Annotated in this window: 22 protein-coding genes, 1 tRNA gene, 1 pseudogene and 1 riboswitch; all 24 genes and pseudogenes read right to left on the bottom strand. The window is 57.4% G+C overall.

Annotation, left to right across the window (positions count from 1 at the left end; genetic code table 11):
* The coding region (gene topA / locus RT018_RS07170; RefSeq protein ID WP_312940570.1) for a type I DNA topoisomerase at positions 1–2,039 on the bottom strand (2,039 nt) is incomplete at its 3' end.
* A gap of 45 nt (positions 2,040–2,084) precedes the next feature.
* A complete protein-coding gene (gene dprA / locus RT018_RS07165) occupies positions 2,085–3,263 on the bottom strand; it encodes a DNA-processing protein DprA (protein ID WP_312940567.1) in 1,179 nt (392 codons plus the stop codon).
* Positions 3,264–3,276: 13 nt separating this feature from the next.
* Positions 3,277–4,044, bottom strand: a complete 768-nt coding sequence (locus tag RT018_RS07160) for an RNA methyltransferase (RefSeq protein WP_312940563.1) — start codon at positions 4,042–4,044, stop codon at positions 3,277–3,279.
* Between the two features lie 246 nt (positions 4,045–4,290).
* Complete coding sequence (locus tag RT018_RS07155) at positions 4,291–5,013, bottom strand: hypothetical protein (RefSeq protein WP_312940562.1); 723 nt, start codon at positions 5,011–5,013, stop codon at positions 4,291–4,293.
* Between the two features lie 127 nt (positions 5,014–5,140).
* Complete coding sequence (locus RT018_RS07150) at positions 5,141–6,346, bottom strand: peptidoglycan DD-metalloendopeptidase family protein (RefSeq protein WP_312940560.1); 1,206 nt, start codon at positions 6,344–6,346, stop codon at positions 5,141–5,143.
* 38 nt (positions 6,347–6,384) lie between these two features.
* Positions 6,385–7,272, bottom strand: coding sequence for a permease-like cell division protein FtsX (gene ftsX, locus RT018_RS07145; protein WP_312940558.1), 888 nt, complete (start codon positions 7,270–7,272; stop codon positions 6,385–6,387).
* Positions 7,259–7,957, bottom strand: a complete 699-nt coding sequence (gene ftsE, locus RT018_RS07140) for a cell division ATP-binding protein FtsE (protein WP_312940556.1) — start codon at positions 7,955–7,957, stop codon at positions 7,259–7,261. Before ftsE ends, ftsX begins: the two co-directional genes overlap by 14 nt.
* 228 nt (positions 7,958–8,185) lie before the next feature.
* Positions 8,186–8,479, bottom strand: a complete 294-nt coding sequence (locus tag RT018_RS07135; RefSeq protein WP_312940553.1) for a hypothetical protein — start codon at positions 8,477–8,479, stop codon at positions 8,186–8,188.
* 11 nt (positions 8,480–8,490) lie between these two features.
* The gene (gene grdD, locus RT018_RS07130; protein WP_312940551.1) at positions 8,491–9,645 is read right to left on the bottom strand and encodes a glycine/sarcosine/betaine reductase complex component C subunit alpha; all 1,155 of its coding nucleotides are present in this window, start codon (positions 9,643–9,645) and stop codon (positions 8,491–8,493) included.
* A gap of 12 nt (positions 9,646–9,657) precedes the next feature.
* Positions 9,658–11,199, bottom strand: coding sequence for a glycine/sarcosine/betaine reductase complex component C subunit beta (gene grdC / locus RT018_RS07125; RefSeq protein ID WP_312940549.1), 1,542 nt, complete (start codon positions 11,197–11,199; stop codon positions 9,658–9,660).
* A gap of 450 nt (positions 11,200–11,649) precedes the next feature.
* A complete protein-coding gene (gene grdA, locus RT018_RS07120) occupies positions 11,650–12,120 on the bottom strand; it encodes a glycine/sarcosine/betaine reductase complex selenoprotein A (RefSeq protein ID WP_312940547.1) in 471 nt (156 codons plus the stop codon).
* 116 nt (positions 12,121–12,236) lie between these two features.
* The gene (locus tag RT018_RS07115) at positions 12,237–12,557 is read right to left on the bottom strand and encodes a thioredoxin TrxA (RefSeq protein ID WP_312940544.1); all 321 of its coding nucleotides are present in this window, start codon (positions 12,555–12,557) and stop codon (positions 12,237–12,239) included.
* A gap of 14 nt (positions 12,558–12,571) precedes the next feature.
* The gene (trxB, locus tag RT018_RS07110; RefSeq protein WP_312940543.1) at positions 12,572–13,513 is read right to left on the bottom strand and encodes a thioredoxin-disulfide reductase; all 942 of its coding nucleotides are present in this window, start codon (positions 13,511–13,513) and stop codon (positions 12,572–12,574) included.
* Positions 13,514–13,581: 68 nt separating this feature from the next.
* Positions 13,582–14,886, bottom strand: a complete 1,305-nt coding sequence (gene grdB / locus RT018_RS07105; protein ID WP_312940541.1) for a glycine reductase complex selenoprotein B — start codon at positions 14,884–14,886, stop codon at positions 13,582–13,584.
* An 18-nt stretch (positions 14,887–14,904) separates the two neighbouring features.
* Positions 14,905–16,197, bottom strand: coding sequence for a glycine/sarcosine/betaine reductase component B subunit (locus RT018_RS07100; RefSeq protein WP_312940540.1), 1,293 nt, complete (start codon positions 16,195–16,197; stop codon positions 14,905–14,907).
* A 25-nt stretch (positions 16,198–16,222) separates the two neighbouring features.
* Positions 16,223–16,636, bottom strand: coding sequence for a GrdX family protein (locus tag RT018_RS07095; RefSeq protein ID WP_312940537.1), 414 nt, complete (start codon positions 16,634–16,636; stop codon positions 16,223–16,225).
* 40 nt (positions 16,637–16,676) lie between these two features.
* A riboswitch (glycine riboswitch) is annotated at positions 16,677–16,759 on the bottom strand.
* Positions 16,760–17,139: 380 nt separating this feature from the next.
* The gene (locus RT018_RS07090) at positions 17,140–18,048 is read right to left on the bottom strand and encodes a selenium metabolism-associated LysR family transcriptional regulator (protein WP_312940535.1); all 909 of its coding nucleotides are present in this window, start codon (positions 18,046–18,048) and stop codon (positions 17,140–17,142) included.
* A gap of 147 nt (positions 18,049–18,195) precedes the next feature.
* Positions 18,196–18,292, bottom strand: a tRNA-Sec gene (locus RT018_RS07085).
* Between the two features lie 168 nt (positions 18,293–18,460).
* A complete protein-coding gene (selB, locus tag RT018_RS07080) occupies positions 18,461–20,392 on the bottom strand; it encodes a selenocysteine-specific translation elongation factor (RefSeq protein ID WP_312940533.1) in 1,932 nt (643 codons plus the stop codon).
* On the bottom strand, positions 20,389–21,768 hold the full coding sequence (gene selA / locus RT018_RS07075) for an L-seryl-tRNA(Sec) selenium transferase (RefSeq protein ID WP_312940530.1): 1,380 nt from the start codon (positions 21,766–21,768) through the stop codon (positions 20,389–20,391). The genes selB and selA overlap by 4 nt, the downstream gene beginning before the upstream one ends.
* A 74-nt stretch (positions 21,769–21,842) precedes the next feature.
* On the bottom strand, positions 21,843–22,883 hold the full coding sequence (selD, locus tag RT018_RS07070) for a selenide, water dikinase SelD (RefSeq protein ID WP_312940527.1): 1,041 nt from the start codon (positions 22,881–22,883) through the stop codon (positions 21,843–21,845).
* Positions 22,884–23,123: 240 nt separating this feature from the next.
* Positions 23,124–23,615 (bottom strand): DUF6773 family protein, encoded by a 492-nt coding sequence (locus RT018_RS07065; RefSeq protein ID WP_312940526.1) that lies wholly within the window; start codon positions 23,613–23,615, stop codon positions 23,124–23,126.
* A complete protein-coding gene (locus tag RT018_RS07060) occupies positions 23,612–23,812 on the bottom strand; it encodes a helix-turn-helix transcriptional regulator (RefSeq protein ID WP_312940523.1) in 201 nt (66 codons plus the stop codon). The genes RT018_RS07065 and RT018_RS07060 overlap by 4 nt, the downstream gene beginning before the upstream one ends.
* 217 nt (positions 23,813–24,029) lie before the next feature.
* A pseudogene (locus RT018_RS07055) lies at positions 24,030–24,263 on the bottom strand (peptide chain release factor 3); the annotation flags it as partial.

The raw sequence follows: 24,263 nt of genomic DNA, 5'->3' as shown, positions 1-24,263 counted from the left end.
CCGCACACGGGACAGTCATCCTTCACCGGCACGTCCCAAGTCATAAAGTCGCACTTGGCGGCTTCATTCTTGGCGTTGCGGTGCTCGCAGCAGTAGTAATTATACTGCTTGCCAGACTTCTTGCTCACGCCGGAGCGCTTCATGATCCGCCCACCGCACTTGGGGCAGCGGCCGGGCATCACCACCACCAGCGGCATGGTAAAGCTGCAATCGGGATAGCCCGGGCAGGCCAAAAAGCGTCCGAACCGCCCGGACTTTACCACCAGATTCCGACCGCACTCCGGGCAAATTTCCTCGCTCACCTCGTCGGGCACCTTGATACGGGTTCCTTCAAGTGCCGTTTCGGCGTCCTTCAGGCTTTTTTCAAAATCGCCGTAAAATTCCCGCAAAACACCCTTCCACGGAGTCTTCCCCTCCTCCACGGAGTCCAACTTCCGCTCCATATGGGCGGTAAACTGCAAGTCCGCAATGTCGGAAAAGCGCTGCTTCATCAGCTCCGTCACCACCCGGCCAAGGTTGGTGATTTTCAGGTATTTGCCCTCCTTCACCACATATTCCCGATCAAGGATGGTGGAAACAGTGGGCGCGTAGGTGGAGGGACGTCCAATTTCCTGCTCCTCCATGGCGCGAATCAGTGTTGCGTCGGTATAGTGGGCGGGGGGCTGGGTGAAGTGCTGGTCCCTGCGGAACTCCTTCAGGCCCAGAGCCTCTCCCTCCTTAAGGGCGGGAAGGGGAGATTCTTTTTCTTCCTTCTCCTCATCCTTGCCCTCTTCATAAACGGCGGTGTAGCCCGCAAATTTTAGTCCCGAGGCAGTGGCGCGGAAGATGTGCTCTCCGGCAGCGATGTCCACGGACACGCTGTCGTACACGGCGTTCTCCATCTGGCTTGCCAAAAAGCGGCTCCAAATCAGCTTGTATAGGCGATACTGCTCCCCTGTGAGGTCGCCCTTCACCTGCTCCGGCGTCAACTCCACATTGCTGGGACGGATGGCCTCATGGGCGTCCTGCGCGTTGGCCTTGGCCTTATAGCGGCGGACCTGTGCGGGGTAATATTCTTTTCCGTAACGACTGAGTATGAAACTCTTGGCGGCGGCCTGCGCTTCCTCGCTGATCCGCAGAGAGTCGGTTCTCATATAGGTGATTAGGCCCACCGCGCCTTCGCCCGCAATGTCTACACCTTCGTAGAGCTGCTGGGCGATGGCCATGGTGCGCCGGGGAGTCATGCTCAGCTTTCGCGACGCATCCTGCTGGAGGGTCGAGGTAGTAAAAGGCGGAGAGGGACTGCGCTGCTTATCCGTCCGTTTCACGGACTTCACCGCGAACGCCTGATTTTTTGTGTCCTCCACCACAGACTCCACTTCGTCCGCGGATTTCAGCTCAACTTTTTTGCCGTCTTTTCCGTGATAATGGGCGGTAAATTCCGTCTTTTTTCCGTCATCGGTGCGCAAAAATGCGTCCAGGGTCCAGTATTCCTCGGGCTGAAAGGCCTCGATTTCCCGCTCCCGGTCGTCCACCATGCGGGTTGCCACGGACTGGACCCGCCCGGCGGAAAGGCCCCGGCGGATTTTCTTCCACAAAAGGGGGCTGAGCTGATAACCCACGATACGGTCCAGAATGCGGCGGGCCTGCTGGGCATCCACCAGATTTTGATCGATGTCCCGGGGCCGCTGAATGGACTCCTGCACCACCTTTTTGGTGATCTCGTTAAAGGTCACCCGGCGGGTTTTTTCATCCGGCAGGCTCAAAAGCTGCTTCAAGTGCCAGGAAATCGCCTCACCCTCCCGGTCAGGGTCGGTTGCGAGATACACAGTGTCGGCAGACTTGGCGGACTTTTTCAAGTCGCCGATGATGTCTTCCTTGCCCTTGATGGGCTGGTACACCGGGTCAAAATCCTGTTCCACGTCCACGCCCAGTGTGCTTTTGGGTAAGTCCCGCAGATGACCCATGGAGGCCTTCACGCGAAATTCCTTGCCCAGATATTTTTCAATGGTCTTGGCCTTCGCGGGAGATTCCACGATGACCAGGCTCTGCTTTGCCATAGCTACCTCCAAAACTTTGCGGGGGATTCAGTAATGATCAAATATTTATGAAATCAGCGTCACGGCGCGGATATACCGCTTGCCGTCCCTCTGGGTTACATATTGGTCGATTTCCAGCATGGTCAGGGCCGAGAGCACACGCCGCACGGGCAGCTCCGTCAGCTCGACCAAATCGTCCACCGCCATGGGCTCCTCCGTCAGTTTCTGCAAAATCAAAATCTGATCGTCGGTCAGCCCCGCGTCCTTGATGGAAAGGGTGGGCAGGACAGGAATGGCCGCCTCCACAGGCTGCCCTGGCTGTTTTTCAGGGCTGGGCGGCACAGCACGGGTCTGCCCGCGCAGTTTACCCGGAAACAGCGCCTCATACTCCCGCAAAATGTCCCACGACTCCGCCGCCACCATGGCTCCGTCCCGAATCAAGCGGTTGCACCCTTTGCTGTTTTCCGCGTAAATAGGACCGGGGACGGCAAACACGTCCCGCCCCTGATCCAGCGCCATTCCGGCGGTAATCAGCGCGCCGCTGCGAATCGGAGCCTCCACCACCAGCGCGGCCACACTCAGGCCGGAGATAATACGGTTGCGGATGGGAAAATGGCCGGGCAACGTCTCCGCACCCGGCGGGTACTCCGAAATAAGACAGCCGGACGCGGCCACATCGTCATACAGCCAGCCGTTTTCCTTAGGGTAAATCACGTCAATTCCGCCGCCCAGCACGCCGATGACCGAGCCGCCCGCCCGAAGTGCGCCCTGCGCCGCCACGGAGTCAATGCCCCGGGCAAGACCTGTGACCACCACCGCCCCCGCCTCCGCAAGGCCGAAGGACAAATCCTCCGCACAACGGATGCCGTAAGGCGAGGCCTTCCGCGTCCCCACCACGGCGACGGCGGGCAGCTCGTCCACTGCGGGAAGTCTGCCCCGAATGTACAAAAGGCATGGCGGGTCGTATATACTGCGTAGGCGGATGGGATAGGCCGCGTCATGGAGTGTCAGCAAATGCAGGCCGAGACGTTCACAGTCTGCCAGAATCCGGTCCGCTTCCGCCAAATCCTTTTTTTCCAAAACTTCCGCTTCACGGCGAGTGATGCCCTCCGTGAGCAACAGCTCATCCCGGTCGGCGTAGTAAATATCCTCCGGCGAGGGAAAGCGCTCCAGCAACGAGAGTTTTGTCTGGCTGCCGACACCCTCCATCCGAGAGAGCCAAACCCAGTATTTCAGCATGGACATGTCCTTCCCTCCTCTATCCTCGGCCTCGAGCTATTTCCCACAGCAGCGCGGCGGCCGCCGCCGCCGCATTCAGAGATTCACAGCGCTCATTCATGGGGATTTTCACCGTGGCGGTACAAAGGGCAAGCAGTTCCTCAGAAAGGCCCCGGCCCTCGCTGCCGATGGCGGCGGCGGCACGGGTGTAGTCCAGTTCGCGGATATCCCGCGTATCCGATTGCAGCGCCGCGCCGTATAGCGGAATGCGGCTTTTTTTCAGCAGTGCGGCGACTTCCGCCGCGCCGCAGGTCCACACCGGACAGCGAAATGCCGCACCCATACCGGCCCGCAGAGTTTTGGGATGGTAGGGGTCGGCGCAGTCATTCACCAGAAACAGCCCGTCCGCCCAAAAGGCGTCCGCCGTGCGGAGAATGGTGCCCACGTTGCCGGGGTCCTGCACCCCGTCCAGCACCACATAGCGGCTGCCATTCAGCGTTTCGGGCAGAGTCGCCTCCGGCATTCGGCAAATGGCCAGAACGCCCTGTGGCGTTTTACTTGGGGCGATGGTTTCCATGACGTCCTCCGTCACCTCCACTGCCCGCACGGAGGGCGGCAGATTATGAAGCACTCGCTCCGGCGTAGTCACCACGGTGTCCACCGTCTCGCCCGCCCAGCGGAGGGCCTCCTCCACAAGCTTTGGACTGTCACAGAGAAAGAGGCCTGTCTCCCGGCGAAAACCGCCGTCCGCCGCCAGCTTTTTCAGCTTCAGACAAAGGGGATTTTTTCTGCTTGAAATTTGTTCCACAGCCCTGCTCCCCTTCCTTAAATTTCAAAATGGGCAGCCGATACATTAAAATAGATAGGCCCCGGATTTTGATGTGAAAGTGAGTATATCATACGCCGTCAAACAATTCAAGTCAACGATTTTGCGCCAAAAAGGGGTTTTTTGCTGCTCTAACGCCTCTGAAAACCCCGAAAAAATCCCGACTTCGTCAAAATACGACAGGTTTCGCCCGGTTGGTGCGCGCACCTGCTCCAACCGGGCGAGCAGTCAACTGATCCGCACTTCAATCTGCTCTGCGCGCAGCGCACCGGCAGAACATAACGCGGCAAACAGCTGATCCCTGCGGCAATCATGCGGTGTCCGTTCCTCCTGAACGGGAACGCTCAGAGCCACATGAGCGGGAATAGGCGCGCCGTCGTACAGCGGCAAGATCACGGCGCAGTGCAGCTCCGGTCTGGGGGCGAACAGCAACAGCGCTTCCGCCGCTTCTATCTGCGCGGGGGCAGGCCGCAGCAGCAGCGACACGCCAAATTCCCTTCGAAGCTGGCGGGCCAGCTCTTCTCCGCCGTCTGGAATGTCCAGCAACACATAGCGATAGCGCAGACTCAGCTCCGTCACCGCCCGCACCAACTCGCCCGTGAGATGGTCGGCACACACCGCCACCCTGGTTGCCCCGGAAATTCCACGGCCGGCAAACTCTGCGCGAAGCCATTCTCCGGCAATGCTGCGGTACAGGCGTGTCACTTCCACGGGAAGCACGCCATATTTCGCAAAAATTTCCTCATACGGAAATGCCTCCGGAAATACCGCACGGGTAACGCCCACCTTTTGAAGCTTTTTCGCGGCCCCTGCCGCCCTGCGGCGCAAAACGGCCGCCGGAGTATTTTTCCGGCGAAGCAACCGTACCTCCAGAAACCGCATTCGTAAAATCGTAGATTCGCCCGCCCGGCGGGGCGCTTTTTCCTCCGTCCATGCCACAAATCCAATCATGTCAACCTCCCTGCCCTCCCGTGGGAAACTCGGAGCTGCCCCTGCGTGCCAAAGCGGTCTGCTTCAGCCGTGCAAAAGCCCTCCCGTCCCATTTCTATGGGACAGGAGGGCTTCTTATGCTGAGAAATCAGCGGGAGAGCGAATAACCGGTGAGATATTTCAAAGGATTGATGCGCACGCCGTTCTCTGAAATCTCAAAGTGGAGGTGAGGCCCGGTGGAGTTGCCGGTAGATCCGGTGACGCCGATGGAATCCCCTTGGTTTACGTAGGACCCGGCCGTGGTTCCAAGGCTACTCATGTGGGCGTACAGGGTGGTATTTCCCCCGCCATGGGATATGACCACATAATTGCCGTAGGACCTGGAACGCTGGGCCACAATCACGGTGCCCGATTTGGCGGCGTGGATAGTGGTGGTATAGCCTACCCGTCCGATATCGATTCCCTTGTGATTCGTGGAGCCAATGCCCCCCGGAGACGAGCGTCCGCCAAAGGTGGAGGTGATATACCGGCTGTCCACCGGCCAAATGTAACCGCCAAGGGCAGCGTTGGAGGGTTTTCCGCCGTTGGCCGCGGCTTGCTCTGCCGCAAGCTTGCGGCTCAGCTCCTGAATTTCCTTCTGGATGGCCTCCTGTTCCTCGGCAAGGCCGTCGATCTCGGCTTCCGTCTCGTTCTGGTCGCTGGCAAGCTGGCGAATCAGATTGTTGGCCTCGGTTCTCTGGGCTTCCAACTCAGTCTTCTTGGACACCAGCTCCTTCTTTGCCGCTTCCGCGTCGGCCTTGGACGCGGTAAGCTGGGCTTCTTTCTCCGCAATTTCCTCTTGAAGGGCCTTGAGCTGGTCAATCACCGCCTGGTCCGCATACATAATCTCATTCACCGCGTTCAGCCGGTCCAGAAGGTCCGTAAGGCTGTCGGACTTGAAGAGGACGGACCAATAGCTGACGGTCCCCCCCTCCTCCATGGCCCGCACCCGGCGGCAAAACAGATCGTACTGAGCCGCCTCCCGCTCCTGCGCGTCGGCAAGCTCCGCCTGCGTCTGGGTAATCAGGTCAGCATAGGTGGAAATCTGCGTCTCCACGTTGCCGATTTCCTTTACCTGCACGGCAATCTGCTGGTCCAGCAGTTCCTTCTTCTTCATGACCTGTGCCTTGTCGCTGGAAAGGGCCGAAAGCTTAGCCTTCAGCTCCCTCTTCTGCTTGTTTAAATCCGTGGCGCTGCTTTTCAGCGCGTCGATATCCGCCTGTTTCACGGCAGCCGCAGGCTGAGGCAACAACATCGCAGTGCAGATTACCATAAGGGCCATCAATCCCGCCGTGAATCGCTTCATCCGTCTCATCAATGTTCCACCCTTCCGCATGTTTCGTAAAGCATGGTTTACACCTGCAAAAACCGCCGAATGGCGGACAAGCTTCCCCCTACGCCCACAAGGATTCCGGCCACCAAAAATGTCAGCGCCACAGGGACCCAGAGATCCCCAAAGCTCATCACATTGATGAGCTGAAGCGTATCGCTGCTTTCAACCCCCCGGGTCACTGCCTCATAAAGCGTCCATTGTAGCAGGAAGGCCGCCACCGCACCGGTGACGCCCAGCATGAACCCCTCGTATACAAAGGGCCAGCGGATAAAGCCGTTGGTGGCGCCCACCATGCGCATGATGGCGATTTCCTCCCGCCGGTCAAAGGTGGTGAGTTTAATGGTGTTGGACATAATGAACACGGACACCACCAGCAAAATCACAATCAGCGTCACACACACCACCGTGGCGATGTTCCGCACGGTAATCAGTCCGTCAGAAAACTCCTCGTAGGCGGTGACCTCCGCGATGCCCTCCACCTTCTCCACGGCGGCCTTCGTCTCTCCCGTCAGTCGGATGTCTACGGTTTTTACGGCAAATCGGTCCCGGAAAATTTCCGGGTCCAAATCCTGAAATGCCGACTCGTCGGTGTACTTCTCCTGAAAATTCTTAGTAGCCTCTTCCTTCGTGATGAAGGTGACAGAAGCCACGTTTGGCTGGGCCTCAAGCTTGCTCTGAAGCAGCCGGGCCTGCTGGGTGGTGTAACTCTCGTCCACATACGCGAGGATTTCGTTGTCCCGCTCCATATCCCGAAGTTGCTGGTTTGCATTTACCGCCACGAGAGAAAACGTGCCCATAATCAAAAGGCAGGCCACGGTGACACCCACGGCGGCAAAGGACATAAATCCATGGCTGAACATATTGGAAACGCCCTCGTGGAAAAAATAGCGAAAATTATGCCTTCCCATGGATATGTCCTCCCACATAGCGCCCTACGGAGTCGTTGACGATACGTCCTCCGTCAATGGTGATGACACGCTTTTCAAAGCGGTCCACCAGATCCTTCTCATGGGTAACCACCACCACGGTGGTCCCCAGTGTGTTAATTTTTACCAACAGCCGCATCAGCTCCAGCGAACGGTCCGGGTCCAGATTGCCCGTGGGCTCGTCCGCAATAATGGTGGTGGGGTTGTTCACCAGCGCCCGGGCGATGGCCACCCGCTGCTGCTCGCCACCGGAAAGCTCTGTGGGGAAATGAGCGGCCTTTTCATTCAGCCCCACCAGTTTTAATACGTAGGGGATACGTTTGCGCAGCTCCTTCTCCCCCATACCCACGGCGCGCATGACAAAGGCCAGATTGTCATACACCGTTTTCTTTTCAATCAGGCGGAAATCCTGAAAAATTACACCCACGGTCCGCCGCATCAGGGGCAGTTGCCGGTCGGTAATATTGCTGACGGAAAAACCGTTAATCATCACACGGCCCCGGGTAGGCTCCACCTCGCCGGTAAGCAGCTTGATAATCGTGGATTTGCCAGCGCCGGAAGGCCCCACCAAAAATACGAACTCGCCGTCTTCAATAGTGAGTGTAATGCCCCGGACGGCCCGCGTGCCGTTGTCATACTCCATTTCCACGTCCTTCAGACGGATCATATACGCACCTCGCTCCGATCCGGCAGGACCGCCGGAATTTCCATTTTTCTGGGATGGTAGACATAAATCTACAATCGATTGTATTATATATGCTTTTTCCCCATCATGCAAGTGAAAATATAAATTGCATCCGGAAAATTCCCGGGCGCGCCGCGCTCCCGGGTTTTCCAACGCCGCCATCCTGCAAAAAGGGAGGACGGCTGTACGCCGTCCTCCTTAATGCGCGCTTTAGTTCAGCCGCACCTCTTTTGCCGCTTCGGGCTGAAAGCAGCCCTTCATGTCGTATTTATTGTACCCGGAATAGTCGGACAAGGCCCGGCCTTCCAGAGAATAGCTGCGAATAAACCGCTTGCCATCCACCGAGGTCCAGTTTTCCGCATCCCATGAGAGATATCCGTCCTCGTCGGTCTGCTTTTCGGCAAAAAGCAAATCCACCTGCCGGTTGTGATTGGCCATAAGGTCCACCAAATCGTCCCAGCTTACCTCTTTTTCGCATTTTTCAATCAAGTCTTTAACGTTCATTTTCTTCCCCCTCAGCCCACGTAGCCGGCCTTTCTCAGAAGTTCCACAGACCGCTGGCTGTTGGCCTCGCTCATCATCACCAGCGGGCCGGTGCAGCCCATGCCGCTCTCGGCGTAAATCCCCGCCTTCCACAAAACCCGCACCGCGTCCTCCAAATCCATCACCTCGATGCCCGCAATGCTGGCGGTCACCGGCTCGGAGGGCGGGACCTTTATCTCCTCCATCTCTGCGGTGGGCTTGAGGCAGGCGGTTTTCCGGGCCTCTAAGAGTTTGTTCAGCCCAGCCTTTTCCGCCCTGGAAAATTCCTCCCGCGCCACATCGAATACTTTGCCCCGCACAAGCTGGGCGGCAAATTCCAGTGCGTTTGCAATCAACGGCGCACCGGAGGCACGGGAGATAATCAGAATCAGCTTTTCATAGCCCTTGCCGATGCCGGGACCATAACCGTACCCGCTGGACTCAAAGCTGCCACCGGTGGTATAGGCCGAGAGCATTTTAATGAGGACATTTCCGGTGAGAGGGTCCGTTACCAACACGTCCGGCGTGCCCTGAAGTACATCGTTTCCCCGCAGCACCGCCCCTCCGTCAGACCGGGCCGACTCCGCAAACCGGAAGGAATATCCGCCCGCCTGAAGCTGGCGGAGGGCTGTTTCTGTCTGGCGCGCGCCATCCACATTCAGGATGCCCACGGTGGGATCGGCAACGCCGCCGGCCTTGGCGGCAATGATCCCGTAAACGGCGTTTTTAATCATACCCTCCACCCGGTCGGCACTGGATGTGCCGGTGGTGGTGGCAATCAGCATCTCCCGGCCTTTGGCGGGCGTTACCACCCGGCCCACGGTGGACACGCCGATGGGAAACGGAAAGTGCATGGTCACAGCGCCGTCCACCGCGCCGCTGTCCACCAGCTCCTCCATTTTCTTGTGGCCCTCGTCCTCACTTGATACCCTTACGGTAGTAATGCCCGGGGCCTCCAGTGTACCAATATAGTACACATCCACACCCCGCTTCACTGCCATTTGGGCGGCGGCCATCGCATTTTCCTCGCCGTGCTCGCTGCCCATTCCCGTCAGGGCGATTTTGGGGCGCACTCCGAATGAGCCGCGCTCCAACCCCTCGGCCATTTCCAAAAAAGTTTTGGCGATGGTTTTTTGAAGATTACTCATGCCGCACCTCGCTCAATCCGCATGCGCCAGCAATGTGGCCGCAAATTCCTTCATGGCTTTGGCAATCATGTCCCGCACCTGCTCCTCGCCCACGCCGGTCTGGGTATCCTGCACCCCCGCGTTTTTCTGGACGACGAAGGATACGCCGTCAAACAAGTTGGTCATGCGCCCAAGGAACAGCGAGCCCTTACCCACAATCATAACCCGGCGGATATCCCCCGCCAGCAGCTCCTCCCGGGCAAAGCCCAAATAGGGCACGCCGGAGGGAATATGTCCTTGGGTAGGCGCCCAGCCGGTGAGCCCGTGCTTCACTGTGAAGTTTGCCAGATCCGCCTTTTCCAGCTCTCCCCGCTTCACCGCCAGCGCGGCGATCATCTTATAGTTTGAAAGGGGCACGTCGCCCGCCCCGGCAGGCTTTGTGATGTCAGGGTTTTGCATCTCCGGCGAGTATTTATCAATGTCAGTGATTTTTAGACCCGCACGGTCCAGTGGGTCGGTGATGAGGCTGGAGATGACCGCCTGAGGCGCGGAGCCGGTTCCCACACTGTGGCGGCCCAGCAATTCCAGATTGATTTCAGGGTTCACACCATCGTTTTCCGTGACCACCACAGCAAAGCCCGCCACCATGTCCTCTAAAATAGGCAGACCCTTTTTCACATGGTCCTTGCCGTTCATCCCAAGCTTCGCCGTGCAGCCCCCGGCGGTGACCACCACAGTTTTATACGCCCCGGCCTGTACCAGAGCGGCGGCCTCAATCATGGCGTGGGCCGGGGCGGCACAAAAGCTGCGCAGATCAGATCCGGTGGCCCCCAAAAGGCCCGCAATCTCTGCAGCGGCCTTGGCAAAATTGCCGCCGCCTCGCTGGTTCATGTCGCCGCAGGCCTCCTCCGCGCAGTCGATCACGTAATCCACCTGTTCCTTTTCAATCCCCGCGTTTTTCACAGCGGTGAGCAGCGCCAGAACGGAGGACGCCTTGGACACCAGATTTTCCATCATCACATGGGCGGAGAGATTTCCGTCGATGTCGTGGGCGCGGTTTACGCAGCCAACCAGCCGGTCATGGTGATACAGACCCTCGGAATGCTCCTGCTCCACCAAACGGGCAATTTCCGCACCGTCGATTCCGTCTTGAATGCGGGCTAAAATCGTCTCGTCCATCAGAGGATTTGCGGCAAGGTCGCTCTTGTAGGCGGCCACAAAGTCCCGGTCCAGCTTCACAAGGTCGAACACATCACAGCTTTGCAGTAGCAGGAAAAACTCCTCTTGCGGCATTATCTGGCCGAATTTTCCAAAACGCTCGCTTACGTCGCAGGTTTTGTCATACCAAGGCTGCTCCACGGCCGCCAGCTCCGCCGGGGTTTTGTTGCCGATGTAGACCTGATTGGGCCAGTAGGACAGAGCCTGCTCAAAGCTGCGCAGGTGGGCGGGCAGCGCCTTTAAATACTCGCTTTCGGGGTTCACGATGCGCTCCGTGGTCTGGGTGGTGCCGCTGCGCAGCACCATGTCCGGCGTATGGGCCAGAATGTAACCCACACCCTTGATGACACTTTTCATGGCAAAATACCGTCCTCTCTGCACTTTCAATTGAATTTTTATGGGTTCCCGGTCCTCTGGCGTTTGGGGAAGCTCTATATTAAATGTATTGGCACGTGTTTATAAGGTATGTCGGGACATTTGCAGACGGCCACATCTAAAAGGCCACTGCCGCCAATTGTGCAGCGCCGCATCAAGCACGTTTAGTTGAGTGCATTAAGAGCGTTTTTCCCTCTTTTCAACGTATTCGCATGTTTCCGAGGTATTTGCACTTCCCTAAATCATCCGCGTTTCTGCGAGACTAATTGCATTTCTGCCGGGACTTTTTGTTTTTATTGGAGCTGCCCGGTGTTGCTTCCGGCAATTTTGGCCACCACTGCTGACAAACGCAAGGGCATGGTGCGTTCGCTCCTTTTCCCGGCGGCTGCCGGTGCCTTCTATTAAAACGGAGGGGCGGCCGCCGATTCGAGATCAATACTTGCAGTATTGCTCCCGAATGCTGGTCATCTCATTGACGATGTCGTCAACGTCCAAAACCATTTCCATCATGCTCACCTGCTCATCATAGACGGCTTCGTCAAATTCCGTCTTAATTTCAGGCTCGCACACATGATAAACCCTGAGTCCCAACTGGACTCCTGTCAATGGACCGGCATAGGTCGGGTCACCGTTGGTGACCGTTTCAGCCGCAAGACCCGAAGCCTCGCCCTCAGACGCGCCCAAAAGAACGACCACGTTCTCAGGGCCATACTGCTCGGCGAATTCCTTAACCCGCTTCTGATTTTCCAGATCCATTGCACCAGCGGCCGTTCAGACGAAGCACTCCGTCGAGGAAAACACAACCTCGGCACCGGCACTCTTGGCGCACGCCTCGATGGCCTGGCCGGGGATGCCGTCCCGGTCGCCAATGATGACAACCTTTCTGCCCGCTAAGATACCCATGTTTCTGTTCCTCCTTTTCTGTAAGATTATAGTCAGCCGGATAAACAGGGTTTCCGGCCCGCTACCTGAATTTGCAGCCTGAAACGCTTCCAACCCCGCAGGGCGGGGCTTCTGGCTCAGGCGTACTTTTTGATCATGGCCTCCACGTTTTCAGGCGTTGCGTCGTCCTTCACGCAGGAGTCGATCATCACGCCGTTTTCATACACAGCAATCACCGGCAGGCCCAGAATCTTCTGTCCAATGGCAAGGCGGCGGGCCTTGGTGGTGTTCAGGGCGCAGAATTTCAGTCCGTCGCCGCCATACTTTTCCGCGAACTCATGAACGTGGGGCATCAGCGCCGCACAGGGGACACAGCCGTCTCCGTAGAAGTCCACAACGACCTTGCCAGAGGCTTGAAGCACTTCGGCTTCAAAGGTTTCCTTATCCAGTTCCAGCATATCCTTCGCTCCTTTTACTTCAGATTTGAGAGATAGTGCTCCGCCTGCATGGCGGCAATCGCACCGTCCGCTGCGGCGGTGACCACCTGACGCAGGCTCTTCACCCGCAAATCCCCCGCTGCGAACACGCCAGGGAGGTTGGTGTGCATATTGTCGTCGGTGCGGATATAGCCGTTTTCCATGTCCACCGCACCCTCGTACAGCTTTGTATTGGGCAGTAAGCCGATGAAGCCGAACAAGCCGAACATTCCATCCTCCTCGTCTGCCTCCACGGTGGTCAGCTCCCCGGTTTTGGTATTCTTGATCACCATCTTGGACAGCAGCTCGTCGCCATCCGCCTCCTCCACCACGGAATCCCACATAAAATGCAGCTTAGGGTTGGCGAAGGCCTTCTCCTGAATGGATTTGGCGGCCCGCAGTTCCTCCCGGCGGTGAATAATCGTGACCTTTCGGGCAAATTTGGAGAGGTACATGGCCTCTTCCACGGCGGAGTCGCCTCCGCCCACTACGAAGACCTCAAAATCCTCAAAAAACGCGGCATCGCAGGTGGCGCAGTAGGAAATGCCCTTGCCCAAGAATTTGCCCTCGTTGTTGCAGCCGATGGGCCGGGGAAACGCGCCGGTGGCGAGAATCACGGCTTTTGCCAAATACTCGCCCTTGTTCCCCGTCACCTTCTTCACGTCACCGGAAAGGTCCACGGATTTTATGACGTCGCTTATCCGCTCTGCGCCGAACTTTTTGGCCTGTTCCGTCATCCGTGCCACCAGCGAGGGACCGGTTTCCCCCTCCAAAAGCTGCCCGGGGTAATTTTCGATTTCACTGGTAATGGCGATTTGTCCGCCGTCCTGTCCCTTTTCGATTATCAACGTATCCAGCCGGCTGCGACCGGTATACAGCCCTGCAGCAAGACCCGCGGGGCCAGCGCCCAGAATGATGACATCATAGGTTTTGCTCATTGCTATCGCTCCCATGCTCGCTCCCCGGCGGTGGTCCAGCTACCGCCGGGGGCGATGTTCCATTTTTCTCAGACCTCAAAAATGGTCTGGTCCTCCACCTCGGTGGTCAGCGCTTCCAGAGCGCGAGCCACCAGCTTTTTGCGCAGAGCGTATTCCTCCTCGTGGGCCAGCGCGGGGTTTCCAAGGGGATGGGGAATCGCAATGGTGGGAACGATTCTGTTCGCGCCCACCGTCATGGAGATCGGCGTAACTGTGCACATATGCACAACGGGGATACCCGCCCGCTCAATCTCTTTTACCATCGTTGCACCGCAACGCGTGCAGGTACCTCATGTGCTGGTCATAATGACCGCGCTTACGTTGGCCTGAAGAAGCTTCTGCGCGTATTCGGCGGCAAATTTTTTGGACGAGGCCACGGCGGTGCCGTTGCCCACGGTGGTATAGAAGAACTCGTGCAGCTTGCCGATTTTGCCTTCCCGCTCAAACTCCCGCAACACATCCACGGGCAGCACGCGGTTGGGGTCCTGATTGGCATAGACGGGGTCGTATCCGCCGTGGGCGGTTTCGTATGTCTCTTCTGTTAAGCGCTCCAAGCCCTGAATGTTGTATTCGCCGTAATGCGAGGCATTGGAGGACTCGATATGGTCCGGATTTCCCTTGGGGACGATGCCGCCGGAGGTACACAGGGCGACAATTGCATGGCTCAAATCCTTCACGGCCTTGTTGGGAGCCACCCGGTCAAAAGACGGCATGGGATATTCGGTGGTAAAAGGCTTTCCCGAAAGCTTTGCCACCAGCATATCCACGGCTCGCTTGGAACCGCGCTCCTTGTCAAAGAAGTTGCGGCGAATGCCGTTGGGCAGATATCCGTCCTCGCAGGAAGCGCCGATATCCTCGCCGCGCATCAGCTTCATGGCAAGCTTTGCCATGCCGGGCGCAGCCTTGCGCATGCCGGCGGCACTGTTCGTGGTGGCAAAAATCAGAACCTTGGTGCGCAGGTCCGCGCCGGGGTTTTCCTCATACATACCAGTGAGAACGGGAATGCCCAGCTCCTCCTGAACGGCCTTGCAGATGTTGGCGCAGGCATAGCCGTATCGTCCGGCGTTGAAGGCGGGACCGGCGATAAGCAAATCTGGCTTTGCAGCCTTGACCCATTCCAGCACCTGTGCCTTGGCGTCCTTCTCATGCTCGGCAAAATAGGAGTCGCCACAGACGACGGTGGAAACCACCTCCGCCTCGCCTTTCCATGCTTGATTAAAGGCAAGGCCGGGGCCTACATGGCCTTCCCGCAGCTCGGGCGGCACATGGGCCATTTCCTCGCCGCCAATGCTGGCAAAGAATTGGTTGATATAGTGTACGACACGATAACTCATGCGTTTCTCCTCCTCTCCTTATCTGGCGCTCAGGCGGTTAAAGCCCATTTCGTTGGTGGCACCGGTGATGACCTGAAGCTCCGCCTCGATAGACCCGTCAGCCCGCAAGGACCCGGCATGGCCGCCCGCGATTTTGTCCACATAGTCCAGCATACCGATCACCTTGTCAAGTTTGGGAAGGATCACCACCTGATTGGCGTTTCCGCCGGTGACCACCGCGTCCGCCAGCGCGTCCGCATCCGCCAGAGACTGGGACTTTCCATCCTGTCCGGCGTATTCATCGGTGATCAGAACGGTGCGAATCCCCTTCTGTTCGGTCTTCTTGCAGTTCATAATCAGGTCGGTGTCCGGATTGCCAAAGCCCTCCTCAGATACCACCACGCCGTCCAAATCCAGCAGTCGCGCAAGTTTGGAGGCCCAGTCGGAGGAGCGCTGCTTATCGGCCAGATACACATTTTCGTTGGTGATGATGTTGCACACGTAGTTGATGGTCTTGCCGTGCTGCTCGAACAGGTCGGCCACCACGGGGTTGTTTTGGTGGTGATAGGTGGTGTTCTTGTCGCAGGCGGACACACAGTTGCCGGAGATGATGGCCCCGTCCATGGTTTCGGTGGGGTTTAAAAGAGTGGAAATAATCTTCTTCGCGTCCACGCCGTAGACATAGGTGTCGTGGAGTAGGCCCTGACTCTGGAGCATATGGACATAGCCCACCCGGGGAAGGTCTGGGAGCTTTTCCATCCCCTCCTTCACGCCATAGGTTTCAAACGCTCGTGTCTCATCGGGGACCACGTCGCGGCCAAGCTCGCCCACAAAGGTGGCAGCCCGCAGGCCCGCCATGCGGACCGCGTGCTCGTATTCGTGCTGATGGACGCCCTCCATCGGCTGACACAGCAGCACAAGATTCAAAAGCTTTGAAAAAGGGGTATAGTCCGCGCCGGGGCCGGTCATGTCGATGATCCCCTCCTGAAAGCCCACGATTTTGCCCGCGGTGACAATGGCCATGCCCCGCAGCACATGGGTTTTTCCGGAGCCAACGGTATCCACCTTGGAAATGACGCCGGGAAACTCACCACCAGGACCCTCCACCTTCACGCGAGGCTCGATCACATCTTTCACCGGGGTGATGCGCACGCTTTCTCCGGGTCTTGCGATGTCAAAGCTGGCCGACTTGATGCAGGCTTTCACATCGTCGTCTATGAAGATGAACTCCATAACTTCATCGGCATTGACCCAAAGCGTTCCGTTTTCCACCTTGCATTCTTTCGAAAATTGAATGTCCTGAATCTGGATAAAACCCAATTCCAATTTCAAAGTGAGCACCTCCTTCTTTTCATTTTTATTTGCCTGCGTCACTAAGTCCTGCCACAGCGTCAAAGCCCAGCGCGCCGGAGAGCAGGGTATAGTCGATCAGCCGGAAATCCTCCAGCACGCTTCTTGTAAGCGTGCTGCGGCGAGGCGCGAGCTTGTCGCACACCTCGATGCTGCCCGCAATCAATCCTGCCTGCTCCGCCGAAAATTCCCCGGGAGTTTTAGATACCACCACGGATTTATAAGGCGTTTCGTTGGGCTTTACGCTGCCGGCCAGCGGGTGAGTATACAGCGCATGCCCGGCATACACCATATCCCTCGCCTTCACCAGAATTTCCCGCAAGGAAAGCTCCTCCAAAAGAAGAATTTCATATCGCTCAGCCATGCATGCTTTCACAAGGGGATTGTTCGTCAAAATCAGATATTGCCGCTCGCTGGTCACCGTCGCAGCCCCCTTCCAACGCAAAAACAGAATCGGACAGCTGCCCGACTCTGTTGATTTACCTGAGAGATTCCCCGAACGCGGGTTGCTCCTTCGGCGCTTTCGCTTTCCAGAGGGTTGTCGGGCTGCAGTCCTTTCGCCTGAGATGTTCATATCGCGCCGGCAAGCTTGCAATACTTATACCTTCGGCCCCGCCTCCAATGGGCAGATCTCCTGCAACCGTCATTCAAATCATTCAATTTTCCAAACCGGACACTCGCCCCGTCTTTATGCCCATTGTAAGCGCTCCGGCTCTCAGGGCGCAAGAAAAAAAGGTTATTTATAATTTTTATCTATAAATTCAATCCGGCAAATTGACGGGACTAACAATTGGAAATTATTTCATTTTTTCATTGAAATCCTGCTGCTTTATTGATCCTTTTACTGTTTACCAGTGCTTATATTGACACATTGCAGTAATCCTCGCAGAATAATTTTGTTAAGTTTCTACGTTTTGCACAATTTTAACGTGAAAACTCCGGGCTGCGAAGGTAAAAATTCTCGGCAAAACTGTAAAACACCTGCGCAGAGGGAGAGAGCACACCGTTTTTCCGGCGGAGAAGATAGAGCTTGCGCCGAATCCGGATGCCGGGCAGTTCCAGCGTCAAAAGCTTTCCCCGCTCCTCCGCCGCGCTTTTGGAGAGAATGGCTACCCCTGCTCCCATCTCCACTAGCCGCTCCACCTCTTCATTGGAGGATGCCTGCGCGGCAACTTTTATGCTGATCGGGTCCACACCCATGGCCCGAAGAAACAGCTCCGTTTCCCGGCGTGTGCCGCTTCCCTCCTCCCGTACCACAAAAGGCTCCCGGGCGGCGCGGCGCAAAGAGACGCCCTCCTCCCGCCACACTCGGTATCTGGGAAGATTTGGCGCCACCAGCACCAGTTGATCGTTGGCAAACTCTCGGGCGACGTACTTACCTCCGGGAAGCGTGCCACAAAAACCAATCTCCGCATCCCGGTCCGTCACCTGACGAACAGCCCCGGCGCTGTCCGTCATACGTAAATCAAATTTCACATCGGGGTGCCGCTTTTGAAACGCCGAAAGCAGCCGGGGCACGAAATACCGTCCCGGTATAGTGGATGCGGCGATGACCACCGTGCCGGACAATTCCGTTGCAAACCGGTGCAGGGCCTCTTCCGCCTGTTGACGCAAAACCAACATTTGCCCCGCGTATTCATACAAAAGCCTCCCCGCCTCTGTAAGTCCGGCCTCTCGGGTGGTGCGAGCGATTAGTGTCAGGCCCAGTTCCCGTTCCAGCGCCGTCACATGCGCACTGACAGTGGGCTGGCTTACGCCCAGCGCCTCCGCAGCCCGGGAAAAGGTGCCCATCTCCACCACGCGGGCAAACGCCTCCAACTGTCGAAAATCCATGGGTATCTCCTTTCGCTGGCGCGGTAGAGGCCGCGCAGCTCCCTAGCGTTTCTTTGGTACGCAAACGCGATTCCTGTTTTTTATTTTAAATAAAATTCTTATGCAAGTTTAAAAAAGGGGACACCGCGCGATGGCGCGGCGTCCCCTTGGCGGGAATATGTGGGAATCGAACCCACCTGGGCAGCTCTTCACCACCCTCACCGGTTTTGAAGACCGGGGGGCACACCAGCACCCATCTACTCCCACGAAAATCACCGCTTTCCACGGTCGACGGCGCTATTGTAGCACGTCCTTTGTGAAATGGCAATACCCATATAAACTCCGATTTTTCCTCGTCTTAAAAAGCCGACAGGTTTAAAAATCTTTTGAATAGCAAGGCTCACAGCAAGATAATGGAAGAGCCGTCGCTCGCTCATACTCTGTCGTCAGAGAAAAAACTTTTATCCACAAGGCGGCGGAGATCACCCTCCTTTTTCGTCACGTGGAAACGGTCCAGATACTCAAGCACGGCCAGAGCGTATTTCCGGGAGGTTCCCAGCGCGTCCCGCAGCTCCGCCAGCGTAAGCGTCTCCTGCTCCGCGAAGTGGTCCCGCACTGCGCTTCGCGCCCGCAGCCACGCGTCTTTGTGATAGCAGATCTGAGGAGAGAGCATCACCAGATCTCCGCCGGTAAGTACACTGTCCAGCACCTGCTTGGCGTCCGCGGCATCTGCCGGTGTGAACCGAGCCAGCATCTCCTCGGTGGTCGGCGGCTCGATGCCTGCTTTGCGGTAACTCTCCAGCAGCCGTTCCCGGAGGGCGGTCTGCTTTTTCGTGAACCGGACAGAAAACTCCGCCAGCGCATACCGCTCCGCCGTCCGGCGGATGCTTCCCTCTGCGCAGAGCTGGCGCAAAAGTGCGTCCGCCCCTGTCTGGTCCATGGACTTAAACAGCTTTTGCCGCAGCTCGGCGGCTTTCATTCCGGCGTGAAGGGGATTTTTTCGGTGATAATCCTCCAAAAGCCCCCGGCAGGCATCCCGCACGCCGTCCATCACCCCGGATGAGGCAAATCGGCCCGGCAGTGGCTCAACTAACCTTCCGGCAGACACCAACTCCCCCAGCAGCATTTCCAGCTCCTGCGGGTCTACCCCAAGCTTGGACGCCAGCTTGTCGGTTTGGGGCAGCGCCGTGCCGAACTCCGAAGTTACCTGCACCACCCGGTCGCCGCTGGAACCGCTTTCCCGGATGCAAAGCGCCTCCAGCACAGCGGAGTCTCCCCGCTTATGCCGCTTGGGCGCGTCATCTAAAATTGTGCCGCCGCCGATGGTTTCCAGCGGCGAGAGAAAACGAACCACAAACCGGTCCCCGTTTTTTGAGGCAATCGGCTCTGTCAGCCGGAGCTGGGCATAGCAGCTTTCGCCGGGATCCAGCCCGTCTCGGTCCAACAGCACCACCTTGGCAAGCAGCACCGACGCGCCGTGGTATAGATGGACCTGCGAGTCGTTTAAAATTACCCGCCGGGAGGACCGCAGGTTCTGAAGCCGCACGTCCAGCATCAGCGAGGTGCGCAGGCTTTCGGGTTTTGCCACCGCGTCGCCTCGCTGCACGTCGGTCCGCTTCAGACCCGCCAGATTCACCGCCACCCGCTGGCCCGCGTAAGCGATTTCCACGTCTTTTCCGTGGACCTGCAAATTCCGAATGCGAGTTTCCTCTCCGGAAGGAGCAAGCATCGCCGGATCTCCCTCGTGCATGGCCCCCTCAATGAGCGTGCCTGTCACAACGGTACCAAAACCGTCCACAGAAAACACCCGGTCCACCGGCAGACGGAATGCCACCCGCAGATTTTTCTCCCGGGCGTCTAAAACCAGTGCGTGGAGGGCTTCTTTCAGCTCCGGGATGCCTTGCCCGGTATAGGCCGAGACGGTGAGAATGGGCTTTCCCTCCAAAAACGTTCCCTTCACCCGCTGAGCAATTTCCTCTCGCATCATGTCCAGCCACTCCGGGTCCACCAGATCGGCTTTGGTGACGGCCACAAGGCCGTTCTTGATGCCCAGAAGCGTCAGAATGCCAAGGTGCTCCACAGTCTGGGGCATAAAGCCCTCGTCCGCGGCCACCACCAGCATAGCAAGGTCGATGCCCCCTGCTCCTGCCAGCATATTTTTGATAAACTTCTCATGGCCCGGCACGTCCACAATGCCCGCCTGCGTGCCGTCGTCAAAATCCAGATGGGCGAAGCCCAGCTCGATGGTGATACCCCGCTTTTTCTCCTCCTGAAGGCGGTCCGTGTCAATGCCCGTGAGGGCCTTGATCAGTAAGGTTTTCCCGTGGTCCACATGGCCCGCCGTGCCAATAATCACATGCTTCATCGCAGACACTCCCTCAGCGCGTCCACGATGCAGGAAAACTCGTCCTCCCGCAGCGTCCGTGCGTCCAGCAGATAGCGGTCATGGGCCACTCGGCCGATGATCGGCCGCTCCCGCAGGCGCATGGCGGCCTCCAGCGCCGCCACGCCGCCGCGCGCCGGCATCACCGCAACGGCAAAGCTTGGCAGCGTTTGGGTTGGAACACTGCCCCCGCCCACTTGATCCTCACCGGGAATCACCTCCGCGTTCGCACCAACCTCTCGCGCCAGCGCGCAGAGTCGCTGGGCGCGCATCCGCAGCGTTTCCGGCGATACCGCCAGCATGGCAAGAGTGGGCAGCTCCGTCTCCGCCGTTTCCTCCACATAGGCCCGCAAAGTGGCCTCCAGCGCCGCCAGCACCATTTTATCCACGCGCATCGCCCGGTAGAGTGGATGCTCCCGTAAGAGCGAGAGATATTCCTCCCGCCCCACGATAATTCCCGCCTGAGGACCGCCCAAAAGTTTATCACCGGAAAAGGAAACCAAGTCGACTCCCGCCGCCACAGATTCCTGCACCGTGGGTTCGTCCCGCAGGCCAAGCCGCGCCAGATTCACCAGAGAGCCGCTGCCCAAATCCTCAATAACCGGAAGACCACGGCTGTGGCCAAGCTGCGCCAGCTCAGAGGGGGACACGGTCTTCGTAAAGCCCACCACCCGGAAATTGCTGGTGTGAACCTTCATCAGCGCTCGCGTGTCCTCGCAAATGGCTTTTTCATAATCCCCCAGATGGGTCTTGTTGGTGGTCCCCACCTCCCGCAGCCGCGCACCGCAGGTTTCCATGATTTCCGGAATCCGGAAGGAACCGCCGATTTCCACCAACTCGCCTCGGGAGACAATCACCTCGCCCCCCGTTGCCATGGCGGAGAGAATCAGCAGCACAGCGGCGGCGTTGTTGTTTACCGTCAGGGCGCTCTCTGCGCCGGTAAGCCGGGTCAAAAGTCCCTCCACGTGGGCGCAGCGATCCCCCCGGCAGCCGCCCTCCACGTCGTATTCCAGCGTGTTGTAGCTCCGGGCAACGTCTCTGGCGGCCTCCGCTGCCCGTTCCGACATACACGCCCGGCCCATGTTGGTATGCAGCACCACGCCGGTTCCGTTGATGACGCTGCGCAAAGATGGCAGCGCCGCCCGCCGGGCATGGGCCTGTATCGTGGCGCACAATGCCGCTTTGTCCGGCGGCGTGTTCCGCCCACCTTCCAGCAGCTCCCGCCGCAAATCCTCCAGCACGGCGCGGACCGCGTCCGTCACCGTTCGAGTGGTATATTTCTCCGCCATCGCTTGCACAGACGGCTCCCGCAACAGTTCGTCCACCTTGGGTATGGCCCGCAGGTATTCCTGATTCATGTCACGCGACCCCTTCCCTCCCCATTTTTATAGGAGTGCACATTTTTTAAATGGTACGCCCCACTGGGCGGATATTAGCGCAGGCGGATACGCGCTCCCCCAGTATAGGCCTCCACCGTGCCGATGCGCTGGGCGCTGGGGACGCAGTCCTTCAGCTCCGCAAGCAGCGCATCCGCATCTTCCGGCGCTGCGGCAATCAGCAGTCCACCGGCGGTCTGAGGGTCAAACAGCAGGTCCTGCTTTGCAAGTTCGGTGTCGCCCACGTCCACTCCCGGCTCGGCAAAGGTGCGGTTACGATACATTCCGGCGGGGATAATCCCCATTTTCGCCATCTCCAGCGCTTCGGGAATCAGGTCAATGGCACCCACGTCTATGGTCATGGTCACGTCGCTGCCCTGCGCCATTTCAAAGCCGTGGCCCAGCAGGCCAAAGCCGGTGATATCGGTGCAGGCATGGACGCGGTACTTCACCATGGCGTCCCGGGCGGAGCGGTTCAGCGTGGTCATCAGTCGGTACATCAGCTCCGCTCCCTGCGAGGAGAGCATCTCCGCTTTCTGTGCCGTGGACAGCACGCCAATGCCGATGGGCTTAGTCAAAATCAGTACGTCGCCGGGCTTCGCCCCGGAATTGGTCAGCACCCTGTCGGGATGGACAAAGCCGGTGACGCACAGGCCATATTTCGGCTCATCGTCCAAAATGCTGTGTCCCCCAGTGATCAGCGCCCCCGCCTCGTACACCTTGTCATACCCACCCCGAAGCATTTGGTGCACCGCTTCTTTCGGCATGGACTCCGGCACCGCCATGATGTTCAGGCACAGCTTGGGCTCTCCGCCCATGGCGTACACATCGGACAGGGCGTTGGTGGCCGCAATCTGGCCAAAGAGATAGGGGTCGTCCGCGATGGGCGGGAAAAAGTCCACCGTCTGCACCAGAGCCAGCTCCTCGCTGACTTTGTAGACTGACGCATCGTCACTTTTGTCAAAACCCACCAGCAGATTGGGGTCGCTGTGGACCCGGATGCCTTCCAGCAGCTGGCTCAACACCCCCGCGCCCACTTTCGCGCCGCACCCGGCGCACTTTGCCAGCTTTGTCAGCTTGACATTTTGTTCCTCCATAGATAACGCCCCTTTCCTGGCTTCCAAAAAAAGCCGTCCCGTTTGCTCCCAACATACCATGCGTCCGGCCTGCTGTCAACGCATGGTGGACGGGTGACAGCGAGGAAAACACGCCGAAAAGCTGCGCAAAAAATGCGTGGGAGAAACATTTTTCAGTCCCTCCCCCGCATTTTATTTCGGAAAATTAAAATTTTATCAAGTCTGGTGTAGGCAGCTTAGCTGATATGGAAAAAAGCATCCCTATTCGTCTTTTTCATCTTCATCCAATTGCTTTTGAATTTTCGCCTGCTTCTTCTTATTGAGATAATCAAAGAGTGCCTGTACGGCAAACGTGCAGACAGTTGCGCTGATAAACGTAATTGCCAGCACAGCAATAAAATAACCCATGCCATCCGCTTTATAGCGTTCTGCGTATTGTGTATAGTTCAAAACACCGTTAATTGCCGTTACTGCTGTTCCCGCCACCAAGCTATTCACCAAAAGCATGCCTTTGGCATGTTTTCCTTCGCCGTATAAGTCAAGGCCAAGCGTCATGTATCGGACGATCATGTAAAAAGACATTCCAAAAAAACAGATCGTCTCAACTGCGTATTGCTTAAACGGAGCATTCAGGAAAAATTGCTGTACGAGTATTGATATCAAAAGCACCGCCATCAAAATACCGTATGCATCACTATTTATTTTACGGCGCTGCGCCGCAATTCTTTCGTCTTGCGTATTTTGTCTTTTCATTTCGATTCCTCCCAGAATAATTCGTTTAGTGTTTTGCCAAGCGCCTTACAAATCGCTATGCAGAGGTTCAGCGTGGGATTATACTCCCCCGATTCAATCAGCCCGATGGTCTGGCGGGTAACCCCTACGGCTTTCGCCAGATCATCTTGCTTCATATCAGCTTCCATTCGAGCAATTTTCATTCTCTTGTTTTTCATGAAATGCCCCCTTTCATTGTTTTAATATACACTATACATTTCATTATGTCAAATATATATTGCATTTAAATAAAAAATTTTTTCACTCCCTTTCGCCACAGAAAACAGGGAGCAGGATCAAAACGATCCTGCTCCCTGCTTTTATTGGCACTATGATGCGGCATACGCGTCTGCTCTACTGCGGTGCAATGCTTTGCGGCAAATTCCCACGCAGCTCTTACACAGAAACGGATTCGGACAGTTCCAGTCCCGGATTGTGCTTAAGCAAAAAGCCTACGGACCACTCGCCGCCGAAGGCGATGAGATGCCTGCCCCGGAAATCCTCCAAAACCTCTGCACCCATGCACAGCGTCAAATCCTTGGGGTCCTCCACGGGGCTTTCGGAGATGCGGCGCAGGTGCTCATAGGGCAAACCGTACATATACAGCTCCACGCCGTATTCGTTTCTCAT

This window comes from Oscillibacter sp. (assembly GCF_032060045.1).
In the GTDB taxonomy this organism is placed as follows: domain Bacteria; phylum Bacillota; class Clostridia; order Oscillospirales; family Oscillospiraceae; genus Oscillibacter.
Note: the sequence above shows the minus strand (reverse complement) of the source record. Positions and strands in the feature narration are given on the sequence as shown.